Raw genomic sequence first — 17,702 nt, forward strand, 5'->3', positions numbered from 1 at the left:
GAATATTCCTTGCCGGGAGCCTCTCGGGGCTTCGGCCGGCGTGAAAGAAAGCTGCAAATACATGTCTTCCACCGCACCATCCAAGGAAGGCGAGTCCACTAAGCCAGTGAACTCGCGGGGCAAGGTGATCTTCGCGAGCCTGATCGGCACGACGATCGAGTTCTACGACTTCTACGCCTATGCCACCGCGTCGGTACTCGTCTTCCCGAAACTCTTCTTCCCGGACGCCACAGACATCAACGCGTTGCTCAGTGCGTTCGCCATTTTTGGCGTTGCCTTCTTCGCGCGGCCTGTCGGTGCCGTGGTCTTCGGCCACTTTGGTGACAAGATCGGCCGCAAGGGCACCCTGGTGGCGTCGTTGCTGACCATGGGTATTGCCACGTTCCTCATTGGTCTTCTGCCCACGGCCTCCATGCCGGGTTGGGCCATCCTTGCCCCGATCATGCTGGTCATCCTGCGGTTCTTCCAAGGCCTGGCTTTGGGCGGCGAATGGTCCGGCGCGGCTTTGCTGGCCACGGAGAACGCTCCCGAGGGAAAGCGTGCCATCTACGGAACGTTCCCGCAGCTTGGTGCTCCCATCGGATTCATCATCGCCAACGTCATCTTCATCTGGATGAACGTATCCTTGAGCGCCGAAGAATTCCTGGCCTGGGGCTGGAGGGTTCCGTTCCTCCTCAGCGCCGTCCTGGTGATCGTGGGCCTCTATGTTCGTTTGAAGCTGGTGGAAAGCGCGTCCTTCACCAAGGTCATCGAACAGGACAAGGTGCAGAAGCTGCCCCTCGCAGCCACCCTCAAGAGCCACTGGCGTCCGGTGGTGGCCGGTACGTTCATCATGTTTGCCACCTACGTGCTCTTCTACATCATGACCACGTTCACGCTGTCCTACGGCACCAAGCCCACCCTGGCCGGTGCACAGGCAGCGGCTGAAAAAGCCGGCAAGCCCATGACGGCCGACCAGATTGCCGCTTTCGTTCCCGGCCTGGGAATCACCCGGTCCGACTTCCTCTGGATGCTGATCATCGGCGTCGTCTTCTTCGGCATCTTCACCGTGGTCTCCGGGCCGCTCGCTGAGAAGTGGGGCCGGCGAAAGTTCCTGCTGGGCGTCACCGCCGGTATCTTCGTGTTCGGTGCCCTCTGGTTCACCATGTTCGGTCCCGGCCAGGCAGCGGCCATGGTTGGCCTCATTGTGGGCTTCACACTCATGGGCCTGACCTTCGGGCCCATGGCGGCCATCCTTCCTGAGTTGTTCCCGGCCAACGTCCGGTACACCGGATCAGCCGTGGCCTACAACCTGTCCTCCATGATTGGTGCCGCTCCGGCCTCGTTCGTAGCCATTGCGCTCTGGTCTGCAGCGAACGGCAGCACCTGGCTGGTGGGCGTCTACATGGCCGCCGCCGCAGTGGTGACCTTCATCGCGCTCTGGCTGACGCGCGAGACCAAGGACATGGACTACGAGAACAACGTGTCCTAAGCAGGCTCTTCGCGGTTGATGGTGAAACAGGTTCCGTGTCTTGAAATCTGAAGGGCTCGTAGCCCTGCTGTGATGGATGTTCTCTACGCATTCATCAAGAGTCAGGAGCTACGAGCCTTGAACGAGCCTACTTCGCCGCGCCCCGATGCTGCCACCGCCATTTTCAACCTGCCCGACTACCGGGTCACCGGCACCGAGGTCCTCGCCTTCGGGCAGCGACGGATCCGCGTCGTGGCCACCGCCGAGGCCGGCTGCCCGTCCTGCGGCGTGATCAGCACCCGCGTGCATTCACGCCGGTCACAACGCCTGCGTGACATCCCTGTCGCCGGCCCGGTCGAAGTGGTCTGGGCCAAGCGGAGGTTCTTCTGCGATGAGTACCTGTGCCCCCGCCGGACATTCACCGAGGAGACAGCCGAGGTACCGCGCCGGGCACGGTCCACCCGCCGGCTCCGTGAGGCCCTGGTGGCCGCCGTGATCGGTTCCGGGAGGGCCGCCGCCGAGGCTGCCTCTTCATTCGGTGTCTCGTGGTGGCTTGTCCAGCGGGCACTGGATTCCGCGGCGCTGACGCTGCCCGATGTCGATGCCCTGGCACCGCGGATGCTCGGCATCGATGAACACCGCTACCGGTCCGTGCGGTTCTTCCGCGACCCTGCCACGAAGGCCTGGAAACGCTACGAACCCTGGATGACCACCATCGTCGATCTCGACACCGGACAAGTCCTCGGGATCGTTGACGGCCGCGACAGCGAGGGGGTAGGAGACTGGCTGTTCGCCCGCCCGCTTCAGTGGCGGCTGGGCGTGCAGGTCGTTGCCATCGACCCCTCGGCGGCGTTCCGCAAGGCCCTGCGGATGTGGCTTCCACGCACCGCTGTCTCAGTCGACGCGTTCCACCTGGTCAAGCTCGGCAACGACATGCTCACCGAAGTCCGGCAACGACTCACCCAGCAGACCCATGGTCGGCGGGGGCGCTCCATCGATCCGGTCTGGGCCAACCGGCGACTGCTCCTGCGCGCCGGGGACACGCTCTCGGATCGGGCCCGGGACAGGCTCAGCAACGTGTTCGCGACCGACGATGTCACCGGGAAGCTGCAGGCCGCGTGGCTGGTCAAGGAACAGCTCCGGGCCCTGCTGACTACCGGCTCTCTTGCCGACGCTGCCGCCGCGAAGGACCGGCTGCAGGTCCTGGTCGAGCGAGCCGCGCAGCCGGAGACGAACCGGCTGTGGCGCACAATCTGCCGGTGGTGGAAAGAGATCGAAGTCCTCATTGTCACCGGTGCGACAACCGCGAAAGTGGAAGCCAACAACACCGCGATAAAACACATAAAGAGGACGGGTCGGGGATTCACCAACGCACGCAACTACAAAACCCGTATCCTGTTGCGCAGTGCCGCCAGAACAGCGGCATGAACATCCCTCACGGCAGAACGTTCACCACGAACCGTGAAGAGCCCCTAAGCAGCCCAATAACGACGGCGGCTCCGCACCATTGGTGCGGAGCCGCCGTCGTTAAGGGGTACTTGGCGTTAGTCCTCGATGGTGGCGATAACTGCGCCGGCGGCAACAGTCTCGCCGGCCGTGGCAGCGAGGCCACGTACGGTACCGGCCTTGTGGGCGGTGAGGGGCTGTTCCATCTTCATGGCTTCGAGAACCACGATCAGGTCGCCTTCAGCCACCACGTCGCCTTCAGCAGCTGCCACCTTGACGATGGTGCCCTGCATCGGTGAGGTCAGGGCGTTGCCACCGGCTGCAGCAGCCGCAGCGCCAGCTGAACGGGAGCGCTTCTTGGACTTGCCGGACTTGGTGCCCGGGCCGCTGGAAACTGCTGCGACACCGCCACCCAGGCCGGAGGGAAGGACCACCTCAAGGCGCTTGCCGCCCACCTCGACGACGACGCGCTGGCGCTCACCGGCGTCGGCAGTGTCTGTGCCGGCAGTGCTGGCAGACCACGCCGGGATGCTGTTGACGAACTCGGTTTCGATCCAGCGTGTGTGGACCTTGAACGGGCCCTCCGCCGGGGCGAAAGCGGGATCGGTGACCACTGCGAGGTCGAAGGGGATGACGGTGGGGATGCCCTCAACCACCATTTCCTCCAACGCCCGGCGTGAACGCTGGAGCGCTTGTTCGCGGGTGGCGCCGGTGATGATCAGCTTGGAGAGCATGGAGTCGAAGTTGCCGCTGATCACGTCGCCCTGCTCAACGCCGGAATCGATCCGGACGCCGGGGCCGGTGGGGTTCTTCAGGGTGGTGATGGTGCCGGGGGCAGGCATGAAGTTGCGGCCCGGGTCCTCGCCGGTGATGCGGAACTCGAAGGAGTGGCCGCGGACCTCAGGGTCCTCATAGCCGAGGGCTTCGCCGCGGGCAATGCGGAACTGCTCGCGGACCAGGTCGATTCCCGTGACTTCCTCGGACACGCAGTGCTCCACCTGGAGGCGGGTGTTGACTTCGAGGAAGGAAATGGTGCCGTCCTGGCCCACCAGGAATTCACACGTTCCGGCGCCAAGGTAGTTGGCTTCCTTGAGGATGGCCTTGGAGGATTCGTAGAGTCGCTTGTTCTGCTCTTCGGTCAAGTACGGAGCGGGGGCTTCCTCGACGAGCTTCTGGTTACGGCGCTGCAGTGAGCAGTCGCGGGTGGAGACCACCACGACGTTGCCAAATGCGTCGGCCAGGCATTGGGTCTCGACGTGCCGCGGAGCATCGAGGAAGCGCTCGATGAAGCACTCGCCGCGGCCGAAAGCTGCAATGGCCTCCCGGACGGCCGATTCGTAGAGCTCGGGAATCTCGTCCATGGTGCGGGCGACCTTGATGCCGCGTCCGCCGCCGCCGAAGGCAGCTTTGATGGCGACCGGGAGGCCGAACTCTTCGGCAAACTTCAGGATTTCGTCGGCCGATTCCACCGGGTCAGCCGTGCCCGGGACCAGCGGAGCGCCCACCTTTTCGGCGATGTGGCGGGCCTGGACTTTGTCGCCGAGGGCCGAAATGGCCTCGGGGGAGGGTCCGATCCAGGTGATGCCGGCGTCGATGACTTTGGCAGCGAAATCGGCGTTCTCCGCCAGGAACCCGTATCCGGGATGGATCGCGTCCGCGCCGGACTGCTTGGCGACGTCGATGATCTTGTCCATCACCAAGTACGACTCAGCAGCCGTGTTGCCGCCCAAAGCATAGGCTTCGTCGGCCAGTCGGACATGGAGTGCGTCACGGTCAGGGTCGGCGTAGACCGCTACGGAGGCAATGCCTTCGTCCCGGGCGGCTCGAATGATGCGGACCGCGATTTCGCCGCGGTTGGCAATCAAGACCTTGGTAAGAGGGCTGGAAATGGGCTGCGCCGGGTTAGCTGACAAGTTGTTGACTCCTTCTGTCCTTGAGGAGCCTAGCGCGATTGTGAGGGTTCCGCCCATATTGATGGGGGATTCCGTGTGTGAGGCGATGTTCCTTTGTAGGGTTACTACAAATGTGTTCTACTGCTCATCGTTGTCCCACAGCTCGGTGATTCCCACGTTCGCGTGGACCAGCAAGTCCCGCAGCGTGGAGATGGAAAGCCCGACGACGGCGTGCGGGTCGCCGTTGACCTTGCGGATGAAGGCCCCACCCAGGCCGTCTATGGTGAAGGACCCGGCGCAGTGAAGGGGCTCTCCGGTGGCGATGTAGGCGTCGATTTCCCGTGGGCTCATCTGGGCAAAGTGGACCTCGGCGCTGGATACTCCGCCGACGGTAGCGCCGGTGCCTTCCGGGGCCTCATCGTCCTCGGCGTCAGCGGCAGTGTCCCGGCAGTCCACCAGCCAGTGACCGGTGTGCAGCACACCTTGCGAGCCACTCATACGCAACATCCGTTCCCGCGCGACCTCCGCGGTGTACGGCTTGCCGTGGGACTCGCCGTCGAATTCGAATACTGAATCGCAACCGATGACCAGCGCGCCTTCGGCTTCGGGGAGGGCGGCAACTGCCTCGGCCTTGGCCCGTGCCAGCAGGAGCGCGGTGTCGTGCGCGTCAGTCACTCCGTACTTAGCCTGAACAGCGTCCTCGTCAACGTCCGACACCAGGACGTCGTGCTGGATCCCGGCTTCCGTGAGCAGCTTGGTGCGGGCGGGGGACTGGGAGGCGAGAATCAATCGGGTCACGCCACCCAGCCTAATACGAACCCTCTCTCACTTCCCGCGTGCTTCCCGCCGACCCTCTCGCACATCCCACGTGCTTAAACCGAACGCTCACTCACTTGCCTCCAGCAAGTGAGTGAGCGTTCGTGAATATCGACTGCTATGTGAGAGACCGTTTAGTGGACGAGTTCTCCGGCGTCGGCCTTCCTGCGGTCGCTGCGCTCCAGCTTGGCGCCTTCAACATCGACGTCCGGAAGAACACGTTCCAGCCACTTGGGCAGCCACCAGGCCTTCTCGCCCAGAAGATACATCACAGCGGGAACGATGGTCATGCGGACGACGAAGGCATCAATCAGCACACCGAAGGCCATGGCGAAGCCCAGCGGCCGGACCATCGTGAGGTGGCTGAAGATGAAGCCGGAGAACACACTGACCATGATGATCGCGGCGGCAGTGACCACGGCGGAGGCATGGCTGAAACCGGAGCGGACCGCGTGTTTGGCGGACTCGCCGTGCATAAACGACTCCCGCATACCCGACGTGATAAACACTTGGTAGTCCATGGCGAGTCCGAACAGCACCCCGATCAGGATGATGGGCAGGAAGCTCAGGACGGCGCCCGGGTTGGCGACGTCGAAGATCCCTCCGAGCCAGCCCCACTGGTAGACGGCAACTACGGCACCGAAGGCAGCGGCCAGCGAGAGCAGGAATCCGCCCGTGGCCAGCAACGGCACAACGATCGAGCGGAACACCAGCAGCAGCAAGAGCAAGGACAGCCCGACGACGATCGCCAAGTACGGCGGCAACGCGGCTCCGAGCTTGTTGGAAACGTCAATGTTGCCCGCGGTTTGTCCGGTCAGGCCGATTTTCACGTCAAGGTCGTCGCTGATCACTGCACCCTTGGCGCGGAGATCAGACACCACCTGCACGGTGCCCGCACTGGCCGGGCCTTCCTTGGGAATGACTTGGAAGACTGCGGTACGGCGGTCTTCGCTCAGCGCGATCGGTACAGCCGCGATGACGTTTCCTACACTGCGAAGTTCGTCCGCGACATCGAACTGCTTGTTCTTGGCGTCGTTTTCGCTGAGGCCTTCAGGGAATTCGCCGACGACGACGATCGGGCCGGTGACGCCTTCGCCGAAGCTGCTGCGGGTGAGGTCATAGGCCTTGAAGGCCTGCGAATCGACCGGCTCGGAGCCGCCGTCGGGAAGTGCCAACCGAAGCTGGGAAGCCGGCAACGCAACGGCTCCGAGAAGGACGACGCTGAGGACTAATGCAACCCACGGGTGACGCGTCACCATGCCGCCCCAGCCCCCGCTGCTTCGCTTCTCTTCGAGTTCGCGATCGGCAGCTTCGTGGCCGGGCTCGGCGTTGTGCTTGGCAGCCTTCGCCCAAGCGCGCTTGGAGATCAGCCTGCGGCCGATCAACCCCAGGACGGCAGGCGTCAGGGTCAAAGCGACGACGACGGCGACCGCGACTGTTGCTGCGGCGGCAACACCCATCACTGCGAGGAAAGGCAGGCCCGGAACCACGAGGGCTGCCAAGGCGATGATGACGGTGAGACCGGCGAACAACACAGCGTTACCTGAAGTACCCGTAGCCAAGGCAGCGGATTCCTCCGCGTCCATGCCGGCCAGAAGCTGGGTGCGGTGTCGGTTGACGATGAACAGGGAGTAGTCAATACCAACCGCGAGGCCGAGCATCAGGGCAAGCATCGGGGAGATGGAGCTCATGTCGATGACGCTGGTCAGTGCGAACGTTCCGCCGACACCTACAGCTACGCCGATCAGGGCCATCAGGAGAGGAAGCCCGGCCGCGATGAGTGTGCCGAGCATGAGGATCAGCACCAAGGCCGCGACTGCGACGCCCACGATTTCAGCAATACCGAAGATCTCCGAGACATCTTCGGTGATTTCCTTGCTGGCGTAGGCCGTGACGCCAGCGGAAGAAACTCCGTGGACGATCTCCTGAACCTCTTCGCGGACGGCGGGGTCAACGGCGTTGATGGAGGTCTTGAACTGGACCTGGGCTACCGCTGCTTTGTTGTCGCTGGACACAAAACGGAGGCCTTCGGAGGCTTCGAGCTGTCGCTTGCCCAGAGCCAATGTGGCGGCGCCGTCGGCAGCTTCCTTGGCTCCGGCGTCGAGCTTTTCCTTGTTGGCAGCAAGTTCTGCGCGCTGCGGCGCCAACTGGGCTTCAATCTGGGCGGGTGTGAGGCCAGAGGCAGCGAGTTGCTGCTCCACCCCGGCGAGTTGCGCCTCGCCGGCCTCCAGCTGCGCGCGGGAAGTATCAAGCTGTGCCTTGCCCTCGGCGGCCTTGGCTTCACCGGCCGCGAGCTCAGCCGCGGAGTTATCCAACTGCTCCTGCGTGGTGAACGGGTTCACCGTCCCCTGCACGTCAGGCATGGCTTCGAGCTTGGTGAGCGCAGCCGCGACCGCGTCCTTTTTGGCTTGGTCGAAGCCGGCATCTCCGGCGTCGAACACCACGCTGGCGGAGCCGCCCGAAGAATCAGGGAGCGCTTCCTTGAGTTTGTCGGCCATCTGCTGGGTTTCGGTGCCCGGGATGGTGAAGTTGTTGGACATGGTGCCGTGGAAGGCTGCGGCCGAGCCGCCCACCGCCACCATGACGGCCAGCCAGATGGAGATGACCAGCCAGCGGCGCCGATACGAAAACTTGCCGAGACGGTAGAGGAACGAGGCCATGTCAGAACCGATCTGTGGTGGTTGGAACGGAGGGGGAGGCTGCTGAGACTTGGACGGACGCGTCCGACGGCGGCGCGAAGCCGGCGCCCAGGAGGCCCATCGCATCGATGAGGTGCTGGCGAAGTACCGCGAGGGATTCCGCCGAGAGATCAGGGCCGCGATCGGCGAACCAGACGGTCATTGCGGCCTTGCCGCAGGAGATCACTGAGCCCGCCAAGGCATGGAGGTAGAGCTCACTGATGCCGGCGCCGAGTCTGCTGCGGGCGGCTTCAATGATCTGCTCGGTGCAGTGCTCCCAGGCTTCAAGCTCGGAGCGGGCCAGTTGCCGGTTGTCGTGGGTCAGGCTGAAGAGTTCGGCCATGGGTGCCACGGACATGGGATCGGCCAGCGCCATGAGGGCTGCCTGGGCGGATTCGAGAATTGACTCGTCCGCCGGGCGTAGCCGGAACTGCTCCAAGGCGTGGTCCATGAAGCCGTCGGCAACGGATGCCAAGGCGGCTTCGAGGCTGGGGAAGTAGTTGAAGAAGGTTCGTCGTGAGACGCCGGCGCTGGCTGCGATGTCTTCCACGGTGAAATTGCCGGACCCTTTGCTACGCAAAAGGCCCAAGGCTGCGGAAGCGATGGAACTGCGGGTGGCCGCCTTGTTGAGTTCGCGCCTGGAGGGGGCGCTGGGCTCGGAAGGAGACGATTCCGCAGCGGCTTCCTGGCTACTGGTTTGAGTCACATACTTACACTAAGTGCAAGTTTGCACTCTGCGCAATGTGAGCGTGCCCGTGTCCCTGATACTCAAAGTCCCGCCCTCGTTCGCTCAGCCCACCGTTGAGCGGCGAGGGAACGAAGGAGGGCGGGACCTATGGCTGATCCGACTAGAACTGGTGAGACTGGGCCGGGGGAGTTGGTGGGGTAAATTGCTGCGGCTGGGCGGGCTGCTGGGGCTGGGTGAACTGCTGCTGTGCTGACTGCTGCGGCTGTGCCGGCTGAGCGGGCTGTTGGGCGGCCGACTTGGTCAGGTAGATCGACTGTCCTGTAGCTCCCGGTTCGCCTTCACCCAGCGGGAGTACGTAGACAGCCGTCCCGTACGCACAGACTTCGGTCCAGTTGGTACCCATTTCAGAGGTGTCGAACCGCATGGCGACGATGGCATTGGCGCCACGTTGCTGCGCTTCGTTGACCATGCGTGCCATAACTTCCTGGCGGCTTTCATAGAGTGCCTTGGTCATTTCGGGCAGTTCGCCGCCGCCGAGGGAGCGGAAGCCCGCCAGCATTTGCGAGCCGATGTCCCGTGAGCGGACGGTGAGGCCCATGACTTCGCCGAAGACGGCGTCGATCCGGTGGCCCGGGATTTCATTGGAAGTGACGATCAACATGGTCCGAGCCTATCCAGAGTTGGCCCCTTTAACGGGGAAATCCCCCGGAGAGAACTCCCCGGGGGATTTGCGCTCTTCCAAAGAGGCTGAGACTACGCCTTGGTGTCGGCCAGTTCGCGCTCGTTGCTTTCGGCTGCTGCCCTGTCGGCGGCGTACTCGTCGGCGAAAGCTGCACCGTTGCGGGGTGCGTTGTACAGCGACTCATCCAAGATGCCCTGACGCTTGGCCACGATGGCCGGGACCAGTGCCTGGCCAGCCACGTTGACGGCGGTGCGGCCCATGTCCAGGATGGGATCGATAGCCAGCAGGAGGCCGACGCCGGCCAGCGGCAGTCCCAGTGTGGACAGGGTCAGCGTGAGCATGACGACGGCGCCGGTGGTACCTGCCGTAGCGGCGGAACCGAGGACGGAGACCAGAACGATCAGCAGGTACTGGCTGAAGTCAAGGTTGATGCCGAAGAACTGTGCCACGAAGATGGCTGCGATCGCCGGGTAGATTGCTGCGCAGCCGTCCATCTTGGTGGTGGCGCCGAGGGGCACGGCGAAGGATGCGTAGCCGGAGGGGACGCCCAGGTTCCGCTCAGTGACGCGCTGCGTCAGCGGCAGCGTGCCAATGGACGAGCGGGAAACGAACGCCAGCTGCACGGCCGGCCACACTCCGGAGAAGTACTGCTTGATGGAGAGCCCGTGAATGCGCACCAGGATGGGGTAGACAACGAAGAGCACCAGGGCCAGGCCGATGTAGATGGCCGCAGTGAACTTGCCCAAAGAACCGATAGTGTCCCAGCCGTAGATGGCCACAGCGTTACCGATCAGTCCTACTGTGCCCAGCGGAGCGAGGCGGATGATCCACCACAGGACCTTTTGGATGACAGCCAGCGCTGAAGCGTTGAACGTCAGGAAGGCCTCGGCCTGCTTGCCAACCTTGAGGGCAGCAACACCGATCGCGATCGCAATGACCAGGATCTGCAGCACGTTGAAGTTGACGGCAGTGCTGACGGTGGTGGCAGCGTTGGCGCTCTCGGTCACAGTGGAGCTGGCGCCGAGTCCCAGGAAGTTCTTCGGGAAGAGGCCGATCAGGAAGGCCCACCAGTCACCGGTCTTGCCAGCGTACTTGGCTTCTTCTGTAATGCCGGTAGCTGCGCCCGGCTGCAGGAGTACGCCCAGGCCGATGCCGATCAGAACCGATACCAGCGAGGTGATCGCGAACCAGAGCAGTGTGTTCCATGCCAATCGGGCTGCGTTGGACACCTGGCGCAGGTTGGCGATGGAGCTCACCACAGCGGTGAAAATCAAAGGTACGACGGCGGTCTGCAGCAAGGAGACGTAGCTGGAGCCGATCGTCTGGAGAGTAGCCCCCATGGCATTGGGGGCGGTCTTGGTGCTGCCCGTGTACTTGGCGATGAGGCCAAGGATGAGGCCCACAATGAGGGCTGCGATGATCTGGACGCCGAAGGAACCGGCCCACTTGGGGAGCCGGAAGCCGCTCTTGCCAGCTGCTGGGGAAGTGTTGGTTGAGGTGCTCACCGGAACACGTTAGGTGCAGTGCCAATAACATAGCGAACGGACGTTGAGAAATGTTACGTGCACAAAAGTTATTCCCGCGGTTTTGTGACGTTGATCGCAGTCGAGGGCGTTCGGGCCGGATTGCAAGGCCGTGGATCCCGTCTTTGCGGTCATGGTCGCTAAAAGGGGACTCGCATGGTGGCGACTGTTGCAGCGGAGCGCGGAACGTCCGTTGGCGTTACCCCCGTGCGGTTTGTCTGTTTGTTGGATTTATTCGGTGGTGTTGGTAGTTTGTGGGTGTTTGGTTGCCTGGGTTTTTTGGCTTGGGTGTTGCGATTGTTCTTATTGGGAGGAAAGTTCTATGTCGCGTGTGTTGTCTACTGAGCAAGCCAAGGCTGCTATTGGTCAGGTGCAGTCGATTATTACTGGTGGGTTTACGGATCAGATTTCGGCGTTGGATGCGCAGGGTCGTGTGTTGTCGGATCCGAATGTGTGGGATGGGCCGTTGGCTGCTGAGTTCCGTGGTTCGACGTGGCCGGAGACGAAGGCTGCGTTGGATAAGGCCAAGGAAGAGCTGGAGCAGTTGCGCGGTCAGTTGCAGAAGATTTCGCAGGATATTTTCTCTGCTGGTGGCGGGGCCTGATTTTGTAGTGGGTTTGGTGTGAGGGCCGGGTGATCGTGCCGCGCTGATGCGTGGTGTGGTTGCCCGGCCGTTGCGCTGTGGTGGTTGTGCGCTCTGTTGTGGTGCGGGTTTTGAGGGTTTGTTGGTTTTGTTCGCGTTCTTGTTCTGTGGGGGGGCTGTGGTTGTGACCGAGTTCGTTGAGATGCCGTTGTTGCCGGATTCCGATGCTGGCCATGGTGGCCGGTTTGTGTATGGGGTTGCTGAGTCGGTGAAGGGTGCTTTTGAGTCCGCAGCGTCGCGGGTTTTGGAGCATTCGGGTTCGCGTGGGCCGTTGGTGACGGGGGCTGGGGAGGATTTCCGGGGGCATTTTTCGGAGGTGTTCGCGGCGAATGCGGCTACGGCGTCCCGGGACGCGGAGTCCCTGGCCGCGGCGTTGCGGACGGTGGCCGGGTATGTGGGGACCATGATTTCGGAGGCGCGGGAAGAAGATGACCGGCGGCGGCAGAACAATGAGTGGGTGCGGTGGCATAACAACCGGAACTGGCTTGGGCAGCAGGTGGTGTCACGGGAACCGCCGATTACGTCCGTGAACGCGTTCAGAAGGGAGGCCCCTGGACAGCCCAAGGACTGCTGGGTAGCGCAACTGGAGGTGCCTCCACGGGTCTCATCAGCGGGGCACTGAGTCCAGCAGCCGGCCACGTTACGGGCAAAGGCGCCCAGTTTCTCCTGAGTGCGAGCGTCAACACAGGCGCCGGGTTCGCGGGGGACATGCTCAAGAGTGTTGTGAATGGCGAAGCATTTGATCCGATCAAGTCTCTGGTTTCTTCTACTACGTCCGGAGTGTTCTCTACGGGTGTTTCTACTTCGCGGGGAAACTCATCGCAGGGTTACGCTGATCTCATTGGAACAAGCACCTCTTCGCCTATTCAGTATTTTACGAAGTCCAATATGACTACAGACTTAACTAATTCACTCATTGGACTCGGAACGAATGGAATGATCGATGAAGCATGGAAATAATGATGACTAAAGAGACTGCCGGGGACCGCGCCCTTCGTGAAAGAGCGATGCCCCACTGGTACCAATGGCTGAGCGTGACAATTCCCGGTCTTATAGCGATTTTAACCTGCGTAAATAGATTTGACGAGTTTGGCTTATCTGCTTGGCTAACAAACTTTATTGTCTTGTTTATATGTATTGCCGGCATGGGGTTTGTGACATATGTCAGTTCAAATTTTGCCTCCATAAATACTTTGGTTGGCACAATTGTCCTAGGCAGTCTAGCCATAGCGGCTCTGTCCAACATAATTCCGGTCATTGCGACATCGTACGGATCGCTATGGGCGGGCTGTGGTCTCGGCTTCATGATTGGGCTGACTCTAACTGCTGGTGAACAACGATAAGTCTGGGCCTCGGTGTGATTGGCAATGAAATCCAAGCAGCACAGCAAGCAGCGAAGCCGTCATGACTAAAGAGCGGCGGAATTCTTGGGAGGGCTCCCTGATCTTCAGTGGGGTGGTTTTAATGGCCACGCTCTCTGTGATGGTGTTTGTGCCGAATGACACAGTGTTTGCTGGAGGTCGGTTCGTTACTTGCCGGTCTGGCTGTTGGTTCTCTGTTTCTTCGGTTTGGCTTACCTCGGCAGTGGATGGGTTCCGTTGTTCTGGTTTTGTTCGTTGTGGTGTGGTTGGTCTTGGGTATGCCTGGTTTGGCGGGTTCCTTGCGGGAACGTTTGCAGGTTTGGCATGGGGGCGTGCTGCTGGGAGCCGCACAAGGGGCCCGGTGGCTCCTTGTGCGGTGGATAAGCGTGGTTTTGGTTCAGCGGCGGAGGCCCGGCGACTGGCGGATGAGGCCCTGCATTCCCTGGATGGGGCAAAGCGGGGGCGTTTGACGGTCGAGCACGGCTCAGCGCGCTTTGAAGTGGCTGGTGGTGTTAAAGCAGGAATGGTCTGTCACCACGCAGCGATACGGGACTTTATCGAGTTTGATTGAACCGCCCACTGCAGCATAAACCCGCCTGCCCTTGCCGCGGGGGACTCGCCTTAATCCCGGCCGTCTCCGAGAACCCATTGCCAAGACCGGGCATCCGGCAGTGTGCATCAAAGTGACGAAGGAGCAGCACACCGAGGATGTCCGGCCTCCGGCCGGAGCCACTCCAAAATAATCAGCCCAGCAGGGCCCTGCGCAGTACGTCCAAGCCCACTGACCCGATGTTCAACGCCTTGCTGTGGAACGACTTCAGGTCGAAGTCTTCGCGGGATTCAAGCTCGGCACGGATCTGCTCCCAGAGACGCTGGCCGACCTTGTACGACGGGGCTTGGCCCGGCCAGCCGAGGTAGCGGGTGAATTCGAACTGGAGCTGGCCTTCGCTGATGTCGAGGTTGGCCTTGAGGAAGTCGAAGCCCTTCCCGGGGGTCCAGGTTCCGGTGCCCCAACGCTCGGGGACGGGCAGTTCCAAGTGGACGCCGATGTCGAAGACCACGCGGGCCGCGCGCATGCGCTGGCCATCGAGCATTCCCATGTGGTCGCCCGGGTCCTTGAGGTAGCCCAGTTCCAGCATGAGCTGCTCGGCGTAAAGCGCCCAGCCCTCGCCGTGGCCGGACACCCAGCAGACGTTGCGCCGCCAGTTGTTCAAGAGTTCCCGGCGGTACGTTGCCGTGGCGACTTGGAGGTGGTGGCCGGGCACGCCTTCGTGGAAAACGGTGGTGGTTTCGGACCACGTTGTGAAGGTGTCTTCGCCTGCCGGCACTGACCACCACATACGTCCGGGCCGGGAAAAGTCGTCGGAAGGGCCGGTGTAGTAGATGCCGCCTTCGTCGGTGGGGGCGATCATGCACTCAAGAGTTCTCATGACGTCCGGGATGTCGAAGTGGACGTCAGCAAGTTCGGACACTGCCCGGTCTGAGAGTTCCTGCATCCAGGCCTTGAGGGCGTCCGTGCCCTTGATCTGGCGTGCAGGATCGTTGTTGAGGATGCTCTTGGCTTCTTCGATCGATGCACCAGGTTTGATCTGGTTGGCGATCTTCTCCTGCTCGCCGATGAGCCTCTCAAGCTCCTGGACGCCCCAAGCGTAGGTCTCTTCCAGATCTACTTCGGCGCCAACGAATGAACGCGAGGCCAGCGCGTAACGTTCGCGCCCGACTGCGTCCTTCTCCGGTGCCAGGGGCAGGAGTTCGTCCCGAAGGTATCCACCCAAGGCGCTATACGCAGAACGCGCGGCCGCAGTCCCGGCGTCGAGCTTTGACTGAACCTCGGCGGGCAGTGGCGAGCCATCAAGCGCAGCGTTGGCGGCCATTTTGGCGAAAAAACCATCCTCAGCGGCGTAGCGGCCGGTCTGCTCGATGACGATCCGGACTTGGCGGGCGGCGGCTACTTTTCCGGCGTCAGCAGCGGAGCGAAGCGACTCGATATAGCCCTCAACAGCCCCGGGAACATTGGCCGCGCGGCCGGCAATGTGCTCCCAGTGTTCCACGGTGTCGGTGGGCATGAGGTCGAAGATGGCCCGGATGTCCTGGGCAGGAGAGGCAATGTTGTTGAGGTCGGCGAGGTCCCAGCCCGACTCGTGGATCTCCAGTTCCAGGCCGAGCCGCTCGCGCATGGCGTCCAGGGTGACGGCATCCACATCATCGGACGGCTCAAGGCCCGCCAAGGCATCCAAGGCCAACTTTGTGGCCTCCGCATGAGCCTCGGCACCGGCAGGGGAGTAGTCCTGGTATTCGGTTTCGTGTCCGGGCAAGCCCAGTGTGGTGGCGAAGCTGGGATTGAGTTCGATCAACTTTTCTGTGTACGCGTCAGCGACGGCATCGATGGCGGACTTCGGGCGTACAGGAGTGTTTGCAGTAGTCACCCACAGAGCCTAGCCGCGACACCGCTTACGTGAAAGGGTTGTTGAACTTTTCTACGTGAGCGAAAACTAGCCGCGGCTGCGCTTCCACGCGCCAGGACCGGGGGTGGGGTCCAGCCGCAACTGCTGACGACGCACCCAATGCCGGACGTTCGGCTTCGATTCAGCAGCTTCCTGCGTTGTCCCGAGTGAAACCACGACGGCGGCAATCGCCGCGAGCTCTTCGGCCGTCGGTTCGCCCTTGACCACCGAAAACAGCGGCGCAGCGGCTGCTTCAGCGGGTACCTGATCAGGCGCGGAATCAGCCCGGTGCTTCGGCGTGCTCACAGCGGGATGTTTCCGTGCTTCTTGGTGGGCAGGCTCGCGCGCTTGTCGCGGAGGGCCCGGAGGCCGCGGATGATCTGGAGGCGCGTGTCGGACGGAGCGATGACTGCGTCCACGTAGCCCAGTTGGGCCGCCTGGTAGGGGTTGAGGAGTTCTTCCTCGTAGCCCTGGATGATCTCGGCCCGCTTGGCCTCGACATCACCGCCGGCTTCGGCAACAGCAGCAAGATCGCGACGGTACAGGATATTCACGGCACCCTGGGCGCCCATGACGCCGATCTGGGCGGTGGGCCAGGCGAGGTTCAGGTCTGCGCCGAGCTTCTTGGAGCCCATCACGATGTACGCGCCACCGTAGGCCTTGCGGGTAATCACGGTGAGCTTGGGGACCGTTGCTTCGGCGTAGGCGTACAGGAGCTTCGCGCCACGGCGGATGATGCCTTGGAACTCCTGGTCCTTGCCAGGCAGGAAGCCGGGGACGTCCACCAGAGTGATGATGGGGATGTTGAACGCATCGCAGTGGCGGACAAAGCGGGCAGCCTTTTCCGAGGCGGAGATGTCCAGGGTTCCGGCAAACTGCATGGGCTGGTTGGCCACGATGCCCACGGTGTGTCCCTCAACGCGGCCGTAGCCGATCATCACGTTGGGGGCGTACAAGGACTGCATTTCAAGGAAGTGCGCGTCGTCCACGATCTGCTCAATGACCTTGCGCATGTCGTACGGCTGGTTGGCGGAATCGGGAATCAGCGCGTCCAGTGCGAGGTCGTCGTCGTTGAGTTCCAGTTCCTGGTCGTGCTCCACGACGGGGGCTTCGGACAGGTTGTTGGAGGGGAGGAAGTCCAGGAGTTCGCGGACGAATTCGATCGCGTCTGCTTCGTCCGAGGCAAGGTAGGTGGAGGTTCCGGTGGTGGCATTGTGCTGGCGGGCGCCACCCAGGGTTTCCATGTCCACGTCTTCGCCGGTGACAGTTTTGATGACGTCCGGGCCGGTGATGAACATGTGCGAGGTCTTGTCCACCATGACCACATAGTCGGTCAGGGCGGGGGAGTAGGCTGCGCCGCCGGCGCACGGGCCCATGATGAGGGAGATCTGCGGGACCACGCCGGAAGCGTGGACGTTGTTGCGGAAGATGTCAGCGAACATGGCCAGGGAAGCTACGCCTTCCTGGATACGCGCGCCGCCGCCGTCGTTGATTCCGACAACCGGGCAACCATTGCGGAGGGCGAATTCCTGGACTTTGACGATCTTCTCGCCGTTGACCTGGCTCAGGGAGCCGCCGTAGACGCTGAAGTCCTGGCTGTAGATCGCGATGAGGCGGCCATCAACGGTGCCGTATCCGGAGACCACGCCGTCGCCGAGGGGCTTCTTCTTCTCCATGCCGAAGGCAGTGGAGCGGTGGACTGCCAGGGCGTCGAACTCGACGAACGAGCCCGGATCAACCAAGAGGTCAATGCGTTCGCGGGCCGTGTTCTTGCCCCGTGCGTGCTGCTTCTCAATCGCTTCCGGGCCGGAAGGTTGCTCTGCACGGGCCTGGCGGTCGCGGAAGTCGGCAATCTTTCCCGCTGTCGTTGTCAGATCGTGGCTCATCAAGTGTCTCCGGCTCTGTAGCTGATTTTCGCTGGCGCAGTTCGGTGTTGGTCCCGAAGCTTAAGTAGCTTCCGTACAAAGAACAGGCCCCGCAGGCCAGTCTAGTGACGCCTTTGCCGCGAACCGCTGTAGAAACCCTACAATTTTCCGCGTCCAAGCCAAAGCCATCGCTATGTTACCCGTCAGTAACATA

13 protein-coding genes are annotated in these 17,702 nt (G+C 62.3%); 4 read left to right on the forward strand and 9 right to left on the reverse strand.

Features of this window, described 5'->3' with window-relative positions; all coding sequences use genetic code 11:
* The first annotated feature begins 61 nt into the window (after positions 1-61).
* Positions 62-1,471 carry an MFS transporter gene (locus AYX22_RS07555; RefSeq protein WP_207596883.1) on the forward strand — a complete coding sequence of 470 codons (1,410 nt, stop codon included), beginning with the start codon at positions 62-64 and terminating at the stop codon, positions 1,469-1,471.
* 72 nt (positions 1,472-1,543) lie between these two features.
* On the forward strand, positions 1,544-2,878 hold the full coding sequence (locus AYX22_RS07560; protein ID WP_231941989.1) for an ISL3 family transposase: 1,335 nt from the start codon (positions 1,544-1,546) through the stop codon (positions 2,876-2,878).
* 116 nt (positions 2,879-2,994) lie between these two features.
* On the opposite strand, the gene AYX22_RS07565 is transcribed toward AYX22_RS07560, so the two are convergent.
* From AYX22_RS07565 to AYX22_RS07590, 6 genes are all read right to left on the reverse strand, one after another.
* Positions 2,995-4,866 (reverse strand): biotin carboxylase N-terminal domain-containing protein, encoded by a 1,872-nt coding sequence (locus AYX22_RS07565; RefSeq protein ID WP_242703562.1) that lies wholly within the window; start codon positions 4,864-4,866, stop codon positions 2,995-2,997.
* 60 nt (positions 4,867-4,926) lie between these two features.
* Positions 4,927-5,586 carry a Maf family protein gene (locus AYX22_RS07570; RefSeq protein ID WP_207596885.1) on the reverse strand — a complete coding sequence of 220 codons (660 nt, stop codon included), beginning with the start codon at positions 5,584-5,586 and terminating at the stop codon, positions 4,927-4,929.
* Between the two features lie 152 nt (positions 5,587-5,738).
* Entirely contained in the window at positions 5,739-8,264 is a 2,526-nt protein-coding gene (locus tag AYX22_RS07575) for an MMPL family transporter (RefSeq protein ID WP_207596886.1), read from the reverse strand.
* Between the two features lies 1 nt (position 8,265).
* A complete protein-coding gene (locus tag AYX22_RS07580) occupies positions 8,266-8,988 on the reverse strand; it encodes a TetR family transcriptional regulator (protein ID WP_207596887.1) in 723 nt (240 codons plus the stop codon).
* Positions 8,989-9,130: 142 nt separating this feature from the next.
* The gene (locus AYX22_RS07585; protein ID WP_207596888.1) at positions 9,131-9,631 is read right to left on the reverse strand and encodes a YbjQ family protein; all 501 of its coding nucleotides are present in this window, start codon (positions 9,629-9,631) and stop codon (positions 9,131-9,133) included.
* Positions 9,632-9,723: 92 nt separating this feature from the next.
* Positions 9,724-11,157, reverse strand: coding sequence for a dicarboxylate/amino acid:cation symporter (locus AYX22_RS07590; RefSeq protein WP_207596889.1), 1,434 nt, complete (start codon positions 11,155-11,157; stop codon positions 9,724-9,726).
* A gap of 340 nt (positions 11,158-11,497) precedes the next feature.
* On the opposite strand from AYX22_RS07590, the gene AYX22_RS07595 reads away from it, so the two are divergent.
* Positions 11,498-11,779 carry a hypothetical protein gene (locus tag AYX22_RS07595; protein ID WP_026547649.1) on the forward strand — a complete coding sequence of 94 codons (282 nt, stop codon included), beginning with the start codon at positions 11,498-11,500 and terminating at the stop codon, positions 11,777-11,779.
* A 163-nt stretch (positions 11,780-11,942) separates the two neighbouring features.
* Positions 11,943-12,440: a hypothetical protein gene (locus tag AYX22_RS07600; protein ID WP_207596890.1), complete on the forward strand. Its 498-nt coding sequence runs from the start codon at positions 11,943-11,945 to the stop codon at positions 12,438-12,440.
* 1,482 nt (positions 12,441-13,922) lie between these two features.
* Here AYX22_RS07600 and AYX22_RS07605 read toward each other — a convergent pair.
* The 3 genes from AYX22_RS07605 to AYX22_RS07615 form a co-directional block, all read right to left on the reverse strand.
* Complete coding sequence (locus AYX22_RS07605) at positions 13,923-15,605, reverse strand: DUF885 domain-containing protein (RefSeq protein ID WP_207596891.1); 1,683 nt, start codon at positions 15,603-15,605, stop codon at positions 13,923-13,925.
* A 66-nt stretch (positions 15,606-15,671) separates the two neighbouring features.
* Positions 15,672-15,929, reverse strand: coding sequence for an acyl-CoA carboxylase subunit epsilon (locus AYX22_RS07610; RefSeq protein WP_207596892.1), 258 nt, complete (start codon positions 15,927-15,929; stop codon positions 15,672-15,674).
* Positions 15,926-17,509: an acyl-CoA carboxylase subunit beta gene (locus tag AYX22_RS07615; protein WP_207596893.1), complete on the reverse strand. Its 1,584-nt coding sequence runs from the start codon at positions 17,507-17,509 to the stop codon at positions 15,926-15,928. The genes AYX22_RS07610 and AYX22_RS07615 overlap by 4 nt, the downstream gene beginning before the upstream one ends.
* Positions 17,510-17,702: the final 193 nt, after the last annotated feature.

The sequence above is a fragment of the Arthrobacter sp. D5-1 genome, assembly GCF_017357425.1.
In the GTDB taxonomy this organism is placed as follows: domain Bacteria; phylum Actinomycetota; class Actinomycetes; order Actinomycetales; family Micrococcaceae; genus Arthrobacter.